We start from the raw sequence: 17,668 nt of genomic DNA, 5'->3' as shown, positions 1-17,668 counted from the left end.
GGCCACGGCCGGGTAACGAGGAGCCAGCCGACACCCCCGGCTGGGTGACGAGGAGCCAGCCGACGGCCCCCGCCGGAGCGACGAGGTACGCGTTGCTCACTGCACGACCACCGCGATGAACACGAGCAGGCTGGAGATCATCTCGACCATGCCGACGACGACCGGCTTCAGTCGTCGCCGCGATCCGATCCACGGCAACGTGACGGCGCGTGCGAGCAGCCAGAGAGCGGCGAGCTCCACCACCATATACCGCATCGGCATCCGCCATCGCGCATCGGCACCGCCGGATGTCAGGAACGCAACACCCCACCATGTGACGCCCGCGAGCAGCGCCGCATGCCAGACGAGCGACGCGACGAGGTAGGTGCGGCTCCCCCGCTCGCGGATCATCGTCTTGACGAACAACACCGAACCGAACTGTGTGACCGCGAACGCCGCCGCGACCGTCAGTCCGGCCGCGGGCGGCGGCACGACGTGCGACGGACCGCGCGAGCCGAACGATGCGACCACCGCGGCCATGAACGACGATGCCGCGATGGCCACCGCATTGCCCCACAATGTGCGTTCGCGCCGCAGCCATGCGGCGAGGAACGACAGTGCGGCCAACACCATATATAAAGGAGCCCACATCAATACGCGCGGATGCCATACGACGAATGGCACGCCGCACATGGTCAGAATCACCCCATAGCCGACCATCGGGCGCAGATACCGATGGGCAAACCGGGATTTAAGCCATCGCGCGGCGGCGAACTGCACGCAATAGCACAACGCCCACAGCGCGATCAGCCAGATGGAAGCCAGGCTGGCCCCGCCGACCATGAGACCGGCCAACGCGGGCGCGAGCGCCATCACCCACGCCCCGGGCTGGTCGGGAATCCAATCCCTCACGCGGGTCGGACGGGGACTCGTCGGATGGGGACTCGCCGGATTCACCGGATTCGTCGGATTCGTCGGACGTGGATTCGTCGGACGTGGATTCGTCGGACGGGGACTCGTCAGACGGGGACTCACGGGATTGCCGGAAGAATCATTCACGGGCCTGGCCACATCATGCATACGACCAGAGTAAAGGAACAACCCCGATCCCACATCCGTCGTCGGCCGATCTCCCCCACGGCCGCTCTCCCCACGGCCGCTCTCCCCCACGGCCGCTCTCCCCCACGGCCGCTCTCCCTCACGGCCATTCCATTCCCATGTCCGCCCCATCCCCACATCCGATTCATCCCCACGACCAACCCCATCCACACGAGCAACCCCCGGTTCAAACCCCCGAATTCCGGAATCTACAGCGTCACATGGGCGAATATCACCATCGTTTTCGTCCGTTTGACGCTGTAGATAAGGTCTGGTGACGCCCGGTACCGTCACCAAGACGCGCCAGACAACCACCACCGGGCATGCCCGACACGTCAGGGCGCGCCCGGCACGTCACGGCATGCCCGGCACGTCACGGCATGCCCGACACGTCACGGCATGCCCGGCACATCACCAAGGCATGCCCGACACGTCACGGCATGCCCCGCCCCCGCTTAGCGGCGCAGACGCCGCATCGCGCGGGCCGCGGCCTCATGCGCGGAGCCCGCGCCGTTGCCGCGCACGCCGAAGGCGACGAGCAGCACCATGACGAAGCACAGGGACGCGGAGATGCGCAGCGCCCACTGGATGCCGGCGATGTTCGCGAGCGTCGCGTCCATGCCGCCCGCATGGTACATGGCGGTGAACGTCTCCATGAGGATCACGAGAATCGGCGCGCCCATCGCGCCCGCCACCTGCCGCGCCGTGTTCGTCACGGCCGAACCGGCGGAGAGGCCGGAAGGCTCCAGGCAGTTGAGCGACCACGTGGTGATCGGCATCAGCAGCGATCCCATGCCGATCTGACGCACGAACTGGCATATCGAGACCCACCAGATCCACGTGTCGGACGAGATGAGGCTCATGCCGATCGTGCCGACGGTGAGCATGACCGCGCCGAACAAGGCGACGGGCCGCGCGCCGAAGCGGTCGAGCGCCTTGCCGCCGAATAGCTGGGAGATGCATTGGCCGATCGCGCCGGGCAGCATGATGAGGCCGCTCATCGTCGCGGAGTAGCCGCGGTCGTTCTGGATGTAGAGCGGCATGATCACGAGAATCGAACTGAACGCGAAGAACGCGAGCGACGCGGTGATCGTGCCCACGGTGAACGAACGGTTGTTGAGCACCCCGAGGTCGAGCAGCGCCGGCTCGGGGGTCTCCCCGCGCGCGACGCCCTCGCGGTACCGGCGCGCGCGACGCACCTGCCGTGCGACGAACCAGATGATGCCGACCACGCCGACGAGCATCGACGCCCACACCATCGGATGCGAGAACGGGTAGTTCTCGATGTTCGTGAATCCGAACATCAGTCCGCCGAATCCGAACACGGACAGCATCACCGAGAAGAAGTCGGCGCGCGCGGTCGCGTCGTTCTCGCCGAAATCATGCAGCCACAGCACGGCGGCGAGAAGCGAGAGCGCGCCGATTACCGTGAGCGTGAGGAAGATCGAACGCCATCCGTTCGCGTCGGTCTGGAGGCCTCCGAGCGTCGGACCGATGGCGGGGGCGACGCTCATCGCGATGCCCACGGTGCCCATCGCGGCGCCGCGGCGCGACAGCGGGAAGATCGAGAACACGGTGATCTGAAGGACCGGCCACATCACGCCGGTACCGACGGCCTGCAGCACGCGGCCGCCGAGCAGGACGAGGAACGTGGGCGCGAGCCATGCGCACACGGAGCCGAGCGTGAACACGATCATCGACGTGATGACGATCTGGCGTGTGGAGAAGCGACGCGTGAGGAACGCGGTGAGCGGCACCATCACGCCCATCACGAGCTGGAACACGGACGTGAGCCACTGTCCGGTGGTCACGTTGATGCGGAATTCGTCGACGATCGACGGCAGCGCGGCGGACAGCTGCAGCTGCGTGAAGTTGCCGACGAACGTGATGAACGTGAGGATGGCGAGCGAGACGAACGCCGTGTGCGTCAGTTTCCCGTCGACGTATGATTCCTCGCGCGTGAGCGTGCGCTTCGATGATTCCAGCCTTGTCGCCATATGCCGCATACTTCTTCCCGTGCCGACCGTTTTCCCATGCAGACCTCATCGGGGACCGTCGTCGTCATCGACGATACGACGCCCCGAAAGCACGCGATTACGCTATACCCAACCGTGCCCAATCACACCCCAATCACACCCCAATCACATCCCAATCGCACTGCAATCACACCGCATCCACGCCGTAGGCGAAACATCGGCACACCGCCGGCCGCCCGGACACGTGTGAGCGGAATCACGGCCATGCGCGCGACAAACCACGACACCGTCCTTGTCCGCACGCAGCAGACCCCTTATATTACGGAATCGTGAGCGAACTGAAGGGCAAATCGATCGAGCCGATCCACGAGCACCGCGCGAACGTGCTGTACCAGCACGGCACGCTCGCGCTGCTCGTACCAGGTCTGCTGGAAGGCACCACCACGATGGGCGAGCTGCTCACCCACGGCGACACGGGCATCGGCACCGGCGAAGGGCTCGACGGCGAGATCATCATCCTCGACGGGCGTGCGTGGAAGGTCGGACGCACCGGCGAAGTGGAGACCGTGCCGGACGATCTGACGCTGCCGTTCGCGAACATGCACCGGGCCGCGTTCCAATACCAGTGCAAACGCAGCGACATCGGCCTGGAAGAGCTCAACCGGCGCATCGTCGAGGCGAACGGCCGCGCGAACACGTTCTTCTCCGTCATCGTGCGCGGCACGTTCAGCTTCATCAAGACGCGCGCCGTCATCAAACAGCAGGCGCCGTACCCGACGCTCGAAGAGGTCGCGGACCGGCAGGCGATCTTCCTCGGCCACGACGTGCGCGGCACGATGCTCGGCTACTTCTCCCCCGTCATGTTCCATGGCGCCGCCGTCGCCGGCTTCCATGAGCATTTCCTCGCCGACGACCATTCGATCGGCGGACACGTGCTCGACGCGGTGCTGGAACGCGGCGAGATCCTCAGTCAGGTGTTCGACACGATGGTCACGCACCTGCCCGTCGACAATCCCGACTACCGCAATCACGACTTCACCCGCGACAACATCGCCGAGGCGATCACGCACGCGGAAGGCGACGTGAAAGCGGACTGACGCGGGATCGCCGCGAACCGCCGCGGATGCCGGAACCGGCTGACGTCCGCGGCGTCGCGGCACGCGCGCCGGCGGAACGTCGCGCCGGAACCGGCCTCCCGCTCGTGACCCGCGTAGCGTATACTGTTCGCGATTCGACCGCAAACGCGAGACAGAGGACGAGAGAGATGAGCGACAGCGAATCCGGAACGACGGCGACGGAGCGACCCGACGACGCCGCGACGGCGACGACCACCGCACCGGACGATTCGACGACCGGCGCCGAGAAGCATACGAAGCACGCGCTGCACACGAACCTCAAGCGCGGTATGGAGGCCCGCCACCTGCAGATGATCTCGCTGGGCGGCGTGATCGGCACCGGCCTGTTCCTGAGCTCCGGCTACACGATCCAGCAGGCGGGCCCGATCGGCACGATCCTCGCCTACGCGATCGGCGCGGTCATCGTCTATCTGGTGATGCTCACGCTCGGCGAACTGTCCGTGGCGATGCCTGTGACCGGCTCGTTCCACGTGTACGCGGAGAAGTTCATCGGGCCGGGGACCGGCTTCGTGATCGCCATCCAGTACTGGCTCACATGGACGGTGGCGCTCGGCTCCGAGTTCACGGCCGCCGGCCTGCTCATGCAGCGGTGGTTCCCGCATACGCCCACATGGGTGTGGTCGGCGGCGTGCATTGCGCTGATCTTCACGTTGAACGCCCTCTCCGTGCGGTTCTTCGCCGAAGCGGAGTTCTGGTTCGCCTCGATCAAGGTGTTCACGATCTGCGCGTTCATCCTCATCGGCACGCTCACGATCTTCGGCGTCATCCCGATGAAGGGGTACACGCACGCGCCGATGTTCGACAACCTGTTCAAGGACGGCATCTTCCCGAACGGCTTCATGCCCGTGTTCGCCACGATCCTCACCGTGAACTTCGCGTTCTCCGGCACCGAGCTGATCGGTGTGACCGCCGGCGAGACGCGCGACCCAGAGAAGGCCGTGCCGAAGGCGATCCACACGACGCTGTGGCGTCTCGTCCTGTTCTTCATCGGCTCGATCGTCGTGATGAGCGCGCTGATCCCGTGGCGCAAGGCAGGCGTGGGCGAAAGCCCGTTCGTGCTCGTGCTCAGCTCGGTGGGTATCCCGTATGCGGCGGACATCATGAACTTCGTCGTGCTCACGGCCGTGCTCTCCGCCTCGAACTCCGGCCTGTACGCCTCGACGCGCATGGTGTGGTCGATGGGCCATGAGGGCATGATTCCGCGCTGGTTCGCGAAGACGAACCGTCGCGGCGTGCCGATGCTGGCCCTGTGCGCCGCGATGGCGGGCGGCCTCCTCGCGCTGCTCTCCTCCGTGGTGGCCGCCTCCACCGTGTACCTCGTGCTCGTGGCGTTGTCCGGCCTGTCCGCCGTGGTGGTGTGGATCGCGATTGCCTACTGCCAGATCGTGTTCCGTCACCGCTGGATCGCCTCCGGGCATACGGTCGGCGAACTCAAGTACGCGACGCCCGGCTATCCGTGGACCTCGTGGGGCGCGTTCATCCTGTGCACCGCCTCGTTCCTGCTCGTGTTCTTCGACACGGAGCAGCGGTTCGCGCTTGCGGCCGAGCTGCTGTTCATCGTGGTGTGCTATGCCGCCTACTTCGTGCAGAAGTGGTGGCGCGGGAAGCATCCGGCGGCCGAAGTGCAGCTGCCGTAGGTGGTCGCACGGACGGTCGCACGGACGGTTCCTGGTATTCCCGGTATTCCTGGTATTCCTGGTATTCCTGGTATTCCTGGTATTCCCGGTATTCCTGGTATTCCCGGTATTCCCGGTATTCCCGGTATTCCCGGTATTCCCGGTATTCCTGGTATTCCGCCGCGGCTAGAGTGGAGGTGTGAACAGCTCTGCGAATATTCCGGTCGCACCGGCGAAAAGCGGGCGCATCGCCGCCTGCGCGTTCGGCGTGGCCATGCTGCGCGTGTTCTGGTGGACGACGCTGATTGCCTGCGTCGCGCTTGCGACATCATTGACGACGATGCTGACGGTTCCGTGGCCTGTCGCCTGGGCTGCCGGATGGAAGGCGTGGCTCGTCGCGTTGGGCGTCGTGGCCCTGATCGAGTCGGTGGTCTTCTGGATCGGCATCGTCACCGTGTATCTCACGTCGGTGCAGCTGGGACTGAAGATCCGCGTGATCGGCGTCCTGTGCGGGTGGATTCCCATCGCGAACCTCATCGCGCTACGGCTCATCATCCGCACCGTGGCCGAGGAGGTGCGTTTCGAATCGGCGAAGGAAGGACTGGACCGTGCGCGCGCCGCCGCACGCGTATGCGCGACACGCTACCCGATTCTGCTCGTGCACGGCGTCTTCTTCCGCGACACGAAGGCGCTCAACTATTGGGGGCGCATACCGGCCGAACTGGAGCGCAACGGCGCGGTCGTCTATTACGGCGAGCATCAGTCGGCGGCGTCCGTGGCTGACAGCGCACGCGAACTGACCGAACGCATCCGGCGAATCGTCGAGACGACCGGATGCGGGAAGGTGAACGTCATCGCCCATTCGAAAGGCGGACTGGACATGCGCTACGCGATCGCACGATGCGGCGCGGGGCGATGGGTGGCATCGCTGACAACGATCAATACGCCGCACCGCGGCTGCGGATTCGCGGACTATCTGCTGACGAACATCCCGATGGCGGTGCAGCGGCGCGTCGAGGCCGTATACAACGCGGCTGCCTCGCATTTGGGTGACAGGCGGCCCGATTTCATGGCCGCGGTGCACGATCTCACGCAGGCCGGGTGCGCGCGGCTCAACGCGGAGATCGGTGATGCGGCACTGCTTGAGGCTGGGGCGCGTGCGGCAGACGGCACGCTGGTGCCGGCGGCTGGCGGCGAGGCGGAGGCCGGGCCGTTCACGGGCATCCTGTGCCGCAGCGTCGGCTCGAAGCTCGCGCACGCGACGACCGGCAAGTTCCCGCTGAACTTCACGTATCCGCTGGTGAAATGGTTCGACGGCCCGAACGATGGGTTGGTCGCGCGACCATCCTTCCCGTGGAGCGAGCGCTTCACCTGGCTGGAGCCGAACGGCGTGCGCGGCATCTCCCACGCGGACATGATCGATCTGAACCGCGAAAACATCCCCGGTTTCGACGTGCGCGAATTCTACGTGGGGCTGGTCGCGGATCTGAAGCGTCGCGGCTTGTAGAGCATGGGCCGGAGCGTAGCCACGCATGGGCCGATTCCCCTCATCATCTCCCGCTGAGGTAGAAGACGATACAGCGGTTCTTCGCATTGAGGCGTGTACGGGGCTATACGGCTCTGGCCCTCCTGTCTTTCTCCCGCCAGCGGGAGATGACGCGCAGCGCCGGAAAGTGGCCAACGGGCATGCGGCCTCGGATTACGCGGTTGCGATTCCCTCTCCCCCTCTCGCTGGCGGGAGGGGGAGCATAGCGCCGGAGGATAGTCGGCGATCGTGTATCACCGTCGTGTCCGGCCGATACCGACGGCATCGTTGACGCAGCCGCCCCCACCCGGCTCACGCCGGGAGCCCCCCGCCAGCGAGAGCGAAGGAATCGCGGCATGTCATCCCCTCACGCCGGCGGGAGACAGCAATCAGGTCGCAGATGTACTGTCATCCCCCTCCCGCTGGCGGGAGGGGGCGCGCAGCGCCGGAGGGTGGTCACAGGCGGGGTGGTGCGCAGTGCCGGAGGATGGTCACGAACCGGAGGTGCCGTGATACCGGATTATGCGTCTGCAACCCTCTTACCTCTCCTCCCGCTGGCGGGAGGTGGCGCATAGCGCCGGAGGGTGGCCGCGGGCCGGAAGCGCCGTGGTGTCGGAGGGTGGCCGCGGGCTGGAATCCGGTGTGTCCGTCGTTGCGGGGCCGGTCGTTTCGGGCGGGGCCAGTGTTGGGCCAGTGTTGGGCCGGTCGGTTCGGGTGTGGGGCCGGTCGTTTTCAGGGTGCGTGCGGCGGGCTCGTGCGGCGCGCGGCTTCCCATCCCCATGTCTCCGGCCAGTCCTGCTCCACGACACGTGCCGGAGAACCTGTTGTGGAGCGGCATTCCGCCGCTTGCCCCGTACAAACCCCCGTTTTCGGCGTTCCCGGCCCGTAAAGTGCGCCACAACTCCCTGCGATCCCGGGTTCCGCTCCTGTTGTGGAGCGGCCCCGCTCCACAACAGCCGCCGGTATCGTTCCCACCGCGAGTCGTGGAGCAGCCGGGCCCTCAAATCGCGCCACAACTCCCGCGAACCGCCTTCCACGGCCGTGTTGTGGCACGCCGCCGCTCCACAACACAATCCCTACATGCCGTTGTGGAGCACCGCCCTCCCCACAGCACGATTCCCGCACGCTGTTGTGGCGTACCGCCATCCCCGCGGCCGCCCCATAGCACGGACCGGTGCGACGAGCGGAGCATCGCGGTCCCACAGCGCTCCCCGCACAATGTCGTGGAACGCCGTCGCCCCAAACACGATCCACACGCCGTCGTGGAGCACCGTCACTCCCACGGCCACCACTGCCGGGCGTATGCCCCCGTAAACCAGCAATGCCGAACAACAGGTACGGGGGCATATAATCCGCCCCGCACGGGCATGACCCCCGTTTCCGGCCTACGGGGGCGCACACCCGCGCCCCCGCACGCCCAAACAAGCCAAACCCGCATACGGGGACGCAACAGGACCGAACGAAAACGCTGGAACATAGCCATTCCCATATAAACCCCGGAATCGGTACCCGGAGAAGGCGCGCCCCGTAGCCGGAAACGACCCCCGACCAGCCTACCGGGGCGCACAATCCAGACCCCGTACAACGAAACCATCCCGCACCACGGGCACACCACCCGCGACAGCCACCCGCACACGGCCGCACACCGATCAACAACCACGTTGAGTTCCTATAGCCCAACAAAGCCCGCTTCCCAAGATGAGGAAAGCGGGCTTACCTGTGGGCTCGAAGGGGTTCGAACCCTCGACCTTCTGTTCCGGAGACAGACGCTCTATCCACTGAGCTACGAACCCAGAATCACACATCTGACGACCAGTGCCAAGCACTTGCCGCGACATGCAACTCCCCTACTGTACACCACGCCCGCGCCACGCGCGACCCGCCAGCCATCACACGGCATCAGACCCAAGGCTTCCGACCTGCTCGGCCTGCAACCACCCTCCGGCGCTGCACGTCACCTCCCTCAGCGGGAGGAAGGAATGTGTTTGGTTAAGTTGACGCGGCTCTGTTTCGGCGTTTCTCTTGGCGCAAAGACATCCACACGCTCGCACGACAACACGCTCGCACGACCCACTTTCTCTTGAACAGACGCAAAAGAGAAGAGAGCTGGCTCATGTACGCCCAAATGTAAAGAGCCGCAACACGCCGAAACAGCGAGACATGAGAAGCGACCGGCAACCATGCCCCGAGACATGCGTCAACTTCCGCTGAAACTAGACGTGTGGAGCGACCGGCAAATCCTGTGCGGTTCGGACATGGATCTGCACGGTTCGGGTACGAACCTGCATGATTCGAGCGACGACCTGCATAATCTGGCCGGGGATCTGCGCAGTCACCCCGGGAAGACAGCGTCAACCCGGTGATTTCTTGCAGCCGAGATGCTTGGAATCATGCGGATTCGACGAATGCAGGAACCACCGAACGGCCTTGTCTTCAAGGAGACACCCCACACATCCACAGCCAAGGACTACACATCCGTAGCGAAACTCCGCAGATTCATCCTTCAACTCCACAGAACCTATCGGCAGTTCCACACATCCGCCAAGCCAGCACGGAGCAACGGGCCCCGTACACGTCTGGCAGCTCGTCTAAGCTGCGGCTTCCCACAAACTCGACATCACCGGGCCTAGCGTCACGCCCACGACCACCCTCCAGCGCTACGCACCACCTCCCGCCAGCGGGAGGAAGATGGCTGCCCCCGTACATGCCCAAACGCGAAGAGCTACCTGACTGACATCCTGGCTGGACACCGACATAACGTCCCGTCTCGTAACCACCCTCCGGCGCTGCGCGCCTCCTCCCGCCAGCGTGAGGAGAATACGATCGCCAGGGAAGGAATCAGCGAATGCAATATGCGAAAGGCCACCGCGGAAGCGGTGGCCTTGATGGGTGGGCGATGTAGGAATCGAACCTACGACCCCTTCGGTGTGAACGAAGTGCGCTAGCCGCTGCGCCAATCGCCCATATCGCGTACCGATTCCACATATTCGAGCAAAATCGGCGTTTCGACGAAAAAACCGGCTGACTGCCGGCCTTTTCTTCGAGTGGAGCTAAGGGGATTCGAACCCCTGACCCTCTCCATGCCATGGAGATGCGCTACCAGCTGCGCCATAGCCCCATATTCTGTTATACACGCAATCGCCGAGGAAATCACGTTCGTGGGCGATACAAGATTCGAACTTGTGACCCCTTCCGTGTCAGGGAAGTGCGCTACCACTGCGCCAACCGCCCGGGTCATCCTCAGACCGAATCGCTTCGGTCTTCCGAGAGCGGACAACGGGACTCGAACCCGCGGTCTCAACCTTGGCAAGGTTGCGCTTTACCAACTAAGCTATGTCCGCAGTTGTTTGCTGCTTCGTGAAGCAACGAGTGAATAACATACGCGGGTTTTTCAGGTTATGCAAATCGAAGCCCCTCATCGGCGTGTCGCACCATGCTGCAAGCACTCGGCCCCATCCTCCCCGAGCGGTGAAAACCGCACGAAATCACCGATGATGACGCACAGACACCACCCCGCACGCGACTAGACTGAAAGACTGAACGACTCGGCAGCCGAACGGGGCGGAACAGAAGGAACGGATAGAACGGAACGGAAGGAAGGAACTAACCGAACCGACTGGACCAAATAAACCAAACGGAACGGAAGGAACGGAGGGAACGATCAAGCCAAACAGAACGGCCAAACCAGCCAAACCGACCAAACCAGCCAAACCAGCCAAACCGACCAAACCAGCCAAACCAGCCGAACCGACCGAACCAGCCAAACCAGCCGAACCGACCGAACCAGCCAAACCAGCCGAACCGACCGAACCAGCCAAGTCAGCCGAACCGACCGAACCAGCCAAGTCAGCCGAACCGACCGAGCCAAACCAACGCCGGCATCGCACGGAAAGGAGACGCCCATGGGCAACGTGTTCGATTACGTGAACGCCGAGCGACGCCCGTTGACCGACCCGGACGCCCCGTTCAACGAGGTCGATGCGCTCGTGTTCGCCTCGCTCGCCTACGAGGATGTGGCGCGTCTCTCCCCCACGCTCGCTCTGGACGAGACCACAGTCCACAACGGCCACAACGAACGCGGCGGGCGCACTGCCCGCGGCGGCTCGTTCGCGGCGCGATTGCGCGCGTTCGAACCGCGCCACCCGTGGCTGTGGATCAAGGGGCTGGTGCGCGAACCGTTTGAGTCGGTCACGCTCGTCGAGGCGGAGCAGGCGCTGCACCATGAGCTCACAGACACAAGCAACGACGACGGCTCCAAACCAGACGTACAGATGGTCGGCCTGACCGATCCGAATGAGACGCATGACTTCTTCGCCGCGGTGGCTGCCTCGCCACGGTTCGCCGCGACCCGGCTCGGCGCGGTGGTCGAACACATGAATCCGGGCGAGCAGACGCAGTTCGCGGCGATGACGTTCCGCCTGCCGGACGGCAGGAATCACAGAGGATGGCTTTCCCGTCATCTCGGCAGGCACCCCGGCGGCGTCGAAGGCGGCCCCGAAAGCGGCCCCGGCGGCGTCACGCGCGGCACGGACCCGACGCGCGGCGGCACGCTCGTCATCGCCTTCCGCGGCACCGACGATTCGCTCATCGGCTGGAAGGAGGATTTCAACATGGCCTTCCAGTATCCGGTGCCGGCGCAGCGGGCGGCGAGCGCGTATCTCGACATGGTGGCGCGGCTGTGGCGCGGGCCGATCGTGCTCACCGGGCATTCGAAGGGCGGCAATCTGGCGGTGTATGCGGCGATGAACGCGGACGAGGAGGTGCGTCGGCGCATCCGTCACGTGTATTCGCTGGATGGCCCGGGGTTCCCGTCGAACGTGGTCACGTCGCGGCAGTATCTGGACATCCAGCCGAAGATGACGAAGATCGTGCCGAGTTCGTCGATCGTGGGGCAGATTTTCGAGACGCCGGAGCCGTGCCGCGTGGTCACGTCGGATTCGGATGGGATCATGCAGCATTTCTCGTTCTCCTGGCAGGTGGAGGGTGATCATTTCGCGACGGAGCCGGATCTCGCGTCGAGTTCGCAGTTGTTCAACCAGTCGTTGAACGCGTGGATGGTCGGGTTGACGGTGGAGCAGCGTGAGCGTGCGGTGGATGCGTTGTTCGCGGTGTTGCATGCGAACGGTGCGACGACGTTCTCCGAGGTGATGGCTGGGTTCCCGGGGTCCCTGCCGGCGATGATCGCTTCGATGCTGGGATTGCCGGCGCAGGACCGCCGGCATCTGCTGGAGGCCGTGGGCATTCTGGTGAGGGCGTCGATGGCGCGCGGCAGGCGTGGCGCGAAGACGGCGACGGATGTTCCCGACGACGCGGCGGCTCCCGGCGGCGATGGCGCGGTTCCGCACGCCGCGAAGAACACGGATGACGGCGCTTCGACGGAGACGTCAGACGTCTGAGACGTAGACGTCTGACGTCCGACCATGATGATCGACGGCGACGGCCGATGTCCGATGACGATGAGCGACGATTGTCTCATTATTGGCTATACTGTCTAGACAAGCTGTCTAGTTGATTGCCCGTACCGCCGCGTTATCGCCGCACCACCGTCACATCATCGAGGAGGAAACATGCCACGCCCGCGCAGGGACTCGAACATCCCACCTGCACGCGAACGCATGGAGAGCGCCTTCTGGGGATTGCTCGCCGACCGCGAATACCGTCGCATCACCGTCACCGACATCGTGCATCGCGCGAAGGTGAACCGCAATTCGTTCTACTATCATTTCTCCGGACTGCCGGAACTCGCCGACGCCGCCATCCTCAACGAGGTGCGGACCGCACCGCTCATCCAAGAGGCCCCGAACCCGACCGCCGACCCGCAGGAGCAATGGCGCAAGCGCATCACGCATTTCATGAACTCGCCGCGCGAACAGCAGCGTCTCGACCGTCTCGCCCTGCTCGCAGGCCCCCACAGCTCCCCCGAGCTCGTCGAGTCACTGCACGATTTCGCGCGTATGTCGCTCATCCAGACGCTCGATCTCGATGCGGACCGCCTCGATCTCAAAACCGATCTGCTGCTGGACTTCACGGCCGGCGGGCTGCTCACCATCCTCAAACGCTGGCCGGAGCTGCGCAAGACCGTCTCGATGGACGATCTGCTCAACGAGGACGTGGCCGTGCTCGCCATGGGCATGTACCTGTCCATGTCCAAGGAGAACATGCTCGCCTACTGGAACCGCATCTACAACAAATAGCCGAGCGTCGGTATTCCCTGGCACCCCCGGCACCCGGCACCACGACACTTTCCGGCACCCCGGCCCCCCGGCGCTCCCGAAAGGAGAACGCCTGCCATTAGATCCCCGGACACTCCCAGCACTCTCCGACACCCTCGGCACCCCGGCACTCCGACACCCTCGGCACCCCGGCACTCCGACACCCCCGGCACCCCGGCACTCCCGAAAAGGAGAACGCCCGCCACCGGGATCCCCGACACCCCGGCACTCCGACACCCCCGGTACCCCCGGCAACCCGCGAGACGTGTGCGGTTTCTCACAGAGGGGAATCGTCGCGCGGGCATGGCGTTTCCCGCGTCGAGGCGACATCATGGAGACATGACGAACGAGACGAACGCAATGGACGCGACGAACGCGACGACTCCGGCAGACGAGACGAGCGACGGCACGACGAACGACACGACGCGGACGGACGGTACGACAGCGACACCGACGCCAACAGCGACGCCAACACCGACACCGGCGGCGACGCCGACACCGGTCCGCATCGAACACGACTGCATCGGCGAGATGGCGGTGCCGGCGGACGTGTATTGGGGCATCCACACGCAACGCGCAATCGGCAACTTCCCGGTCTCCGGCATCACCGATTCGGCGCACCCGGAGCTCATCCGCGCCTACGCGACGGTCAAGCGCGCCTGCGCGAGCGCGAACGAGGAGCTGGGACTCATCGACGCGAACAAGGCGCGGTTCATCCGCGAGGCGTGCGTGGAGATCGAGGGCGGCAAGCTCGCCGACCAGTTCCCGGTGGACGTGATGCAGGGCGGTGCCGGCACCTCGTCGAACATGAACATGAACGAGGTGATCGCGAACCGCGCGCTGGAACTCGCCGGGCACAGGCGCGGCGATTACGCGTACATCCACCCGAACGACGACGTGAACGAGTCGCAGTCGACGAACGACACGTATCCGGCGGCGTGCAAGCTGGCGCTCATCGACGCGATCCACCCGCTCGCCGAGGCGACGAAGCGTCTCGCGAAGGCGTTCCACGATCTGGCGGACAAGCACATCAACGACGTGACGCTCGGCCGCACACAGCTGCAGGACGCCGTGCCGATGACCTACGGCCAGGAGTTCCACGCGTTCGCGACGCTGCTCAAATCCGATCTGGCGGTGTTCGAGCGGCTCGTGCCGCAGCTCGCGCAGCTGAATCTGGGTGCGACGGCCATCGGCACCGGCATCTGCGCGGATCTGCGGTTCCGGCGCGCGGCGACCGAGCACCTGGCACGCATCACCGGACTGCCGATCACGGCGGCGCCGGACCCGGTGGCGGCGATGACCGACATGGGCGCGTATGTGGCGACCTCGGCGGCGTTGAAGAACCTCGCCGTACACCTGAAGAAGGCGGCCGACGACCTGCGTCTGCTCAACTCGGGGCCGCGCGCCGGCTTCAACGATCTGGACGTGCCGGCGCGTCAGGCCGGATCGAGCATCATGCCGGCGAAGGTGAACCCGGTGATCCCGGAATGCGTGAACCAGTGCTGCTTCATGATCTTCGGCATGGACGTGACGGTGAACTGGGCGGTGGCGGAGGGCCAGCTGCAGCTCAACGCGTTCGACCCGGTGATGGTGCACGAGCTGCTGACCGGCATGTCGCTGCTCACGAACGCGATGGACGTGTTCCGCGTCAACTGCGTGGAGGGCATCGTCGTGCATACGGAGGTGGGGCGTGCGCACGCCGAGTCGACGCCGTCGATCGCCGCCGCGTTGAACCACTACATCGGCTACGAGCAGGGATCGGCGATCGCCGCGGAGGCGGTGCGCTCGGGCCGCACGGTACGCGAGGTGGCGGGCGAGATGACCGATCTGCCGGCGGAGCGGCTCGATGAGCTCCTCGATCCGATCCGTCTGGCGCGCGGATTGGGCCAGACCTGCCGCGAGCACCAGACCGAGGCATGAACCCGGCGGGCGCGCCCGGCAGGCCGTAGGGCGGCACGACCATAGAACGACGCGCCTGTAGGACCGCACACCCACGGAGCCGTGCGTCGTGGAACGGCGCATCCGTACGACAGCGGTCCGTGGCCGTAAGGGCAGCACACCAGTGGAGCGGCACGACCTCGTGGCGGCGTATCCGCGGGCCGCTCCACGCCCGCGACACGCCGTCACGCCGTTTCCCGGATGTTTTCCGGTAGATATCTACCGGCTTCCAGCGACCGCGTTTATCGTGGTGCGCATGGAAAACCTCGATGACATGATTATGAACTGGTTCCACGCGAACGCGGGCAAGCTGGTCTGGCTGCTCGTGGTGCTGGCCGCCGCATGGGTGGCGGACCGCATCCTCAGGCGCGTGGTACGCAAAGTGCTGGATAATTCGCAGATTCCCAGCGCCTCGATCTTCGTGAACCTGATGCGCGTGGTGGTCTGGTGCGCCGCGGCCACGATGGTGCTGCAACCGGTGTTCGGCATCAATCCGACGACGCTGGTCACCGCCCTTGGCGTCGGCGGCGTCGCGCTGTCCCTCGGCCTGAAGGATACGATCGCGAACGTGATCGGCGGCTTCGGACTGATGCTCGGCCGCGTGATCCAGCCGGGCGATCTGGTCTCGATCCAGGGCGTGACCGGCACGGTCAAGGACATCACGTGGCGTCATTCGATGATCGAGACGCGTTCGGGAGACCGCATGGTCATCCCGAATTCGATTCTCAACACGGCGTCGTTGACGAAGCTCACGGAAGTGACCGAGGGCATGGCCACGGTGCCGTTCACGGTGAAGGGCAGCGCCGACCCGGACGAGGTGAGCCGCGACATGCTGCGCCGCGTGGAGGAGCGTGCTTCGGCGGTACTGCGCCCGGAGCATCCGCCGCTGGTGAAGTTCACCGGGTTCTCGCCGTACGGCGCGGAGGGCGAGATTCTGCTGTTCGTGCGCGACGGCGTGCTGTTGTCCACCGCGAAGGACCGTGCGGCGCGCGCCATCGCCACCGCCGACTATCTGGTCAAGGACGGCGGCGCCTCCGAATGATTGCGCGGCTCTCCCTGATAAGGGAAGCAGCCACCAACGGCGGACGAAGGGAGAAACACCCTATCAGAACTATCAGCACTATCAGAACCCGGGCGAAATCAGCCCCATCTGCCACAGCCCGAGCATGACGGTGAGCACCACATACACCGCCATGCCAGGGTTGAGGAACGCGAGACGCGCGCCATACCACTTCGGCAGCTGCTCGGGCGGATCGTAGAATTCAAGCCGCCGCACGTCCCGGCAGATAATCACGATGCCGGCGACCGTCAACCCCACCATGACCATCGCGTACAGTCCGAGCAGCGCGACGCCCACCATGGCGACCGGATTGCTTTCGGCCACACGCGCCAGTTCCGCCTCGCTCATCGTGCCGCCGGCGAGCGCGTCCGCGTCACCGCCACCGCTGGAGACGAGCGAGAGGATTCCGGGCGCGATCAGCGACCCGGACGCGTTGATGACCATGTGCATGACCACCGGGTAGCGCAACCTGCTGGTGCGCATGTACGCGTAGCCGAACACGAGCCCCAAGCCGAACGCGTAGAAGAACTGGTACAGGTTCATGTGGAACAGCGCGAAGGCGAAGGCGGACAGTACGATGGCGGTGCGTTCGCCGTAGCGGCGCGTGCGGTCGATGATCTGCTTGCGGAACAGCCATTCCTCGAACAAGGGCGCGAGCAGCACGACGAACAGGGCGTTCACCCATGGGTTCGATTGCGTGACGATGTCGGAGACGCGGTTCGTGGCCTCGCCTCCGGACACTAGACCGGACAGCCCTGTGCCGATGATGTTGCCGACGATCGTGATCGGGAAGCAGACGATGAGCAGCTTCCAGAAGCGTTTCCCGCCGAGCGTGAACGTCCGGGTCCGCAATGCGGGCACGCGTCTGAACACGACGACTCCCAGCGGCATCGCGATCAGATACAGCGGCCCGGATGAGAGCAGCAGAATCAGCCATGTTGGTGCGCCATCCGGGAAATAGGGGTTCAGCAGGCCGGACAGTATGATGTTCAATCCCGTCCACACCGCGATCGTCACGCACAGGCCGATGCCGATCAGCGTGAACCGTCGATGCGCCTCCATGAAGAACGGGCGGGACGGGGTCGGTGCCGCAAGCCGGGGCTGTTGATCACTCATACCCCCAGCTTA

At 65.0% G+C, this 17,668-nt stretch carries 10 protein-coding genes and 5 tRNA genes; 7 read left to right on the top strand and 8 right to left on the bottom strand.

Translation table 11 applies throughout. From position 1 onward, the window contains the following. Positions 1 to 96: 96 nt before the first annotated feature. On the bottom strand, positions 97 to 891 hold the full coding sequence (locus AC1AYR_RS09665; protein ID WP_476512459.1) for a YwiC-like family protein: 795 nt from the start codon (positions 889 to 891) through the stop codon (positions 97 to 99). Positions 892 to 1,532: 641 nt separating this feature from the next. Then, positions 1,533 to 3,083 (bottom strand): MDR family MFS transporter, encoded by a 1,551-nt coding sequence (locus tag AC1AYR_RS09660; RefSeq protein WP_476512458.1) that lies wholly within the window; start codon positions 3,081 to 3,083, stop codon positions 1,533 to 1,535. A gap of 299 nt (positions 3,084 to 3,382) precedes the next feature. On the opposite strand from AC1AYR_RS09660, the gene budA reads away from it, so the two are divergent. From budA to AC1AYR_RS09645, 3 genes are all read left to right on the top strand, one after another. Next, entirely contained in the window at positions 3,383 to 4,150 is a 768-nt protein-coding gene (gene budA, locus AC1AYR_RS09655) for an acetolactate decarboxylase (protein WP_476512457.1), read from the top strand. 167 nt (positions 4,151 to 4,317) lie between these two features. Beyond that, a complete protein-coding gene (locus AC1AYR_RS09650) occupies positions 4,318 to 5,826 on the top strand; it encodes an amino acid permease (RefSeq protein ID WP_476512456.1) in 1,509 nt (502 codons plus the stop codon). A gap of 178 nt (positions 5,827 to 6,004) precedes the next feature. Next, positions 6,005 to 7,312, top strand: a complete 1,308-nt coding sequence (locus tag AC1AYR_RS09645; RefSeq protein ID WP_476512455.1) for an esterase/lipase family protein — start codon at positions 6,005 to 6,007, stop codon at positions 7,310 to 7,312. A 1,738-nt stretch (positions 7,313 to 9,050) separates the two neighbouring features. On the opposite strand, the gene AC1AYR_RS09640 is transcribed toward AC1AYR_RS09645, so the two are convergent. From AC1AYR_RS09640 to AC1AYR_RS09620, 5 genes are all read right to left on the bottom strand, one after another. Further along, positions 9,051 to 9,123: transfer RNA gene (locus AC1AYR_RS09640), tRNA-Arg, on the bottom strand. 1,097 nt (positions 9,124 to 10,220) lie between these two features. Continuing rightward, positions 10,221 to 10,293 (bottom strand) — tRNA-Val (locus tag AC1AYR_RS09635). 82 nt (positions 10,294 to 10,375) lie between these two features. Further along, positions 10,376 to 10,448 (bottom strand) — tRNA-Ala (locus tag AC1AYR_RS09630). 41 nt (positions 10,449 to 10,489) lie between these two features. Further along, positions 10,490 to 10,561 (bottom strand) — tRNA-Val (locus tag AC1AYR_RS09625). A gap of 37 nt (positions 10,562 to 10,598) precedes the next feature. Beyond that, positions 10,599 to 10,671: transfer RNA gene (locus tag AC1AYR_RS09620), tRNA-Gly, on the bottom strand. A 561-nt stretch (positions 10,672 to 11,232) separates the two neighbouring features. Here AC1AYR_RS09620 and AC1AYR_RS09615 point away from each other — a divergent pair. From AC1AYR_RS09615 to AC1AYR_RS09600, 4 genes are all read left to right on the top strand, one after another. Continuing rightward, positions 11,233 to 12,726, top strand: a complete 1,494-nt coding sequence (locus AC1AYR_RS09615; RefSeq protein WP_476512454.1) for a DUF2974 domain-containing protein — start codon at positions 11,233 to 11,235, stop codon at positions 12,724 to 12,726. Between the two features lie 171 nt (positions 12,727 to 12,897). Further along, on the top strand, positions 12,898 to 13,524 hold the full coding sequence (locus AC1AYR_RS09610) for a TetR/AcrR family transcriptional regulator (protein WP_476512453.1): 627 nt from the start codon (positions 12,898 to 12,900) through the stop codon (positions 13,522 to 13,524). Positions 13,525 to 13,881: 357 nt separating this feature from the next. After that, positions 13,882 to 15,462, top strand: a complete 1,581-nt coding sequence (locus AC1AYR_RS09605; protein WP_476512452.1) for an aspartate ammonia-lyase — start codon at positions 13,882 to 13,884, stop codon at positions 15,460 to 15,462. Between the two features lie 274 nt (positions 15,463 to 15,736). Further along, positions 15,737 to 16,522 carry a mechanosensitive ion channel family protein gene (locus AC1AYR_RS09600; RefSeq protein WP_476512451.1) on the top strand — a complete coding sequence of 262 codons (786 nt, stop codon included), beginning with the start codon at positions 15,737 to 15,739 and terminating at the stop codon, positions 16,520 to 16,522. Positions 16,523 to 16,603: 81 nt separating this feature from the next. On the opposite strand, the gene AC1AYR_RS09595 is transcribed toward AC1AYR_RS09600, so the two are convergent. Next, complete coding sequence (locus AC1AYR_RS09595; RefSeq protein ID WP_476512450.1) at positions 16,604 to 17,656, bottom strand: lysostaphin resistance A-like protein; 1,053 nt, start codon at positions 17,654 to 17,656, stop codon at positions 16,604 to 16,606. Positions 17,657 to 17,668: the final 12 nt, after the last annotated feature.

It is taken from the genome of Bifidobacterium sp. LH_417, from assembly GCF_056357035.1.
The sequence above is the reverse complement of the archived record's forward strand: the minus strand, read 5'-3'. Positions and strand labels throughout refer to the sequence as shown.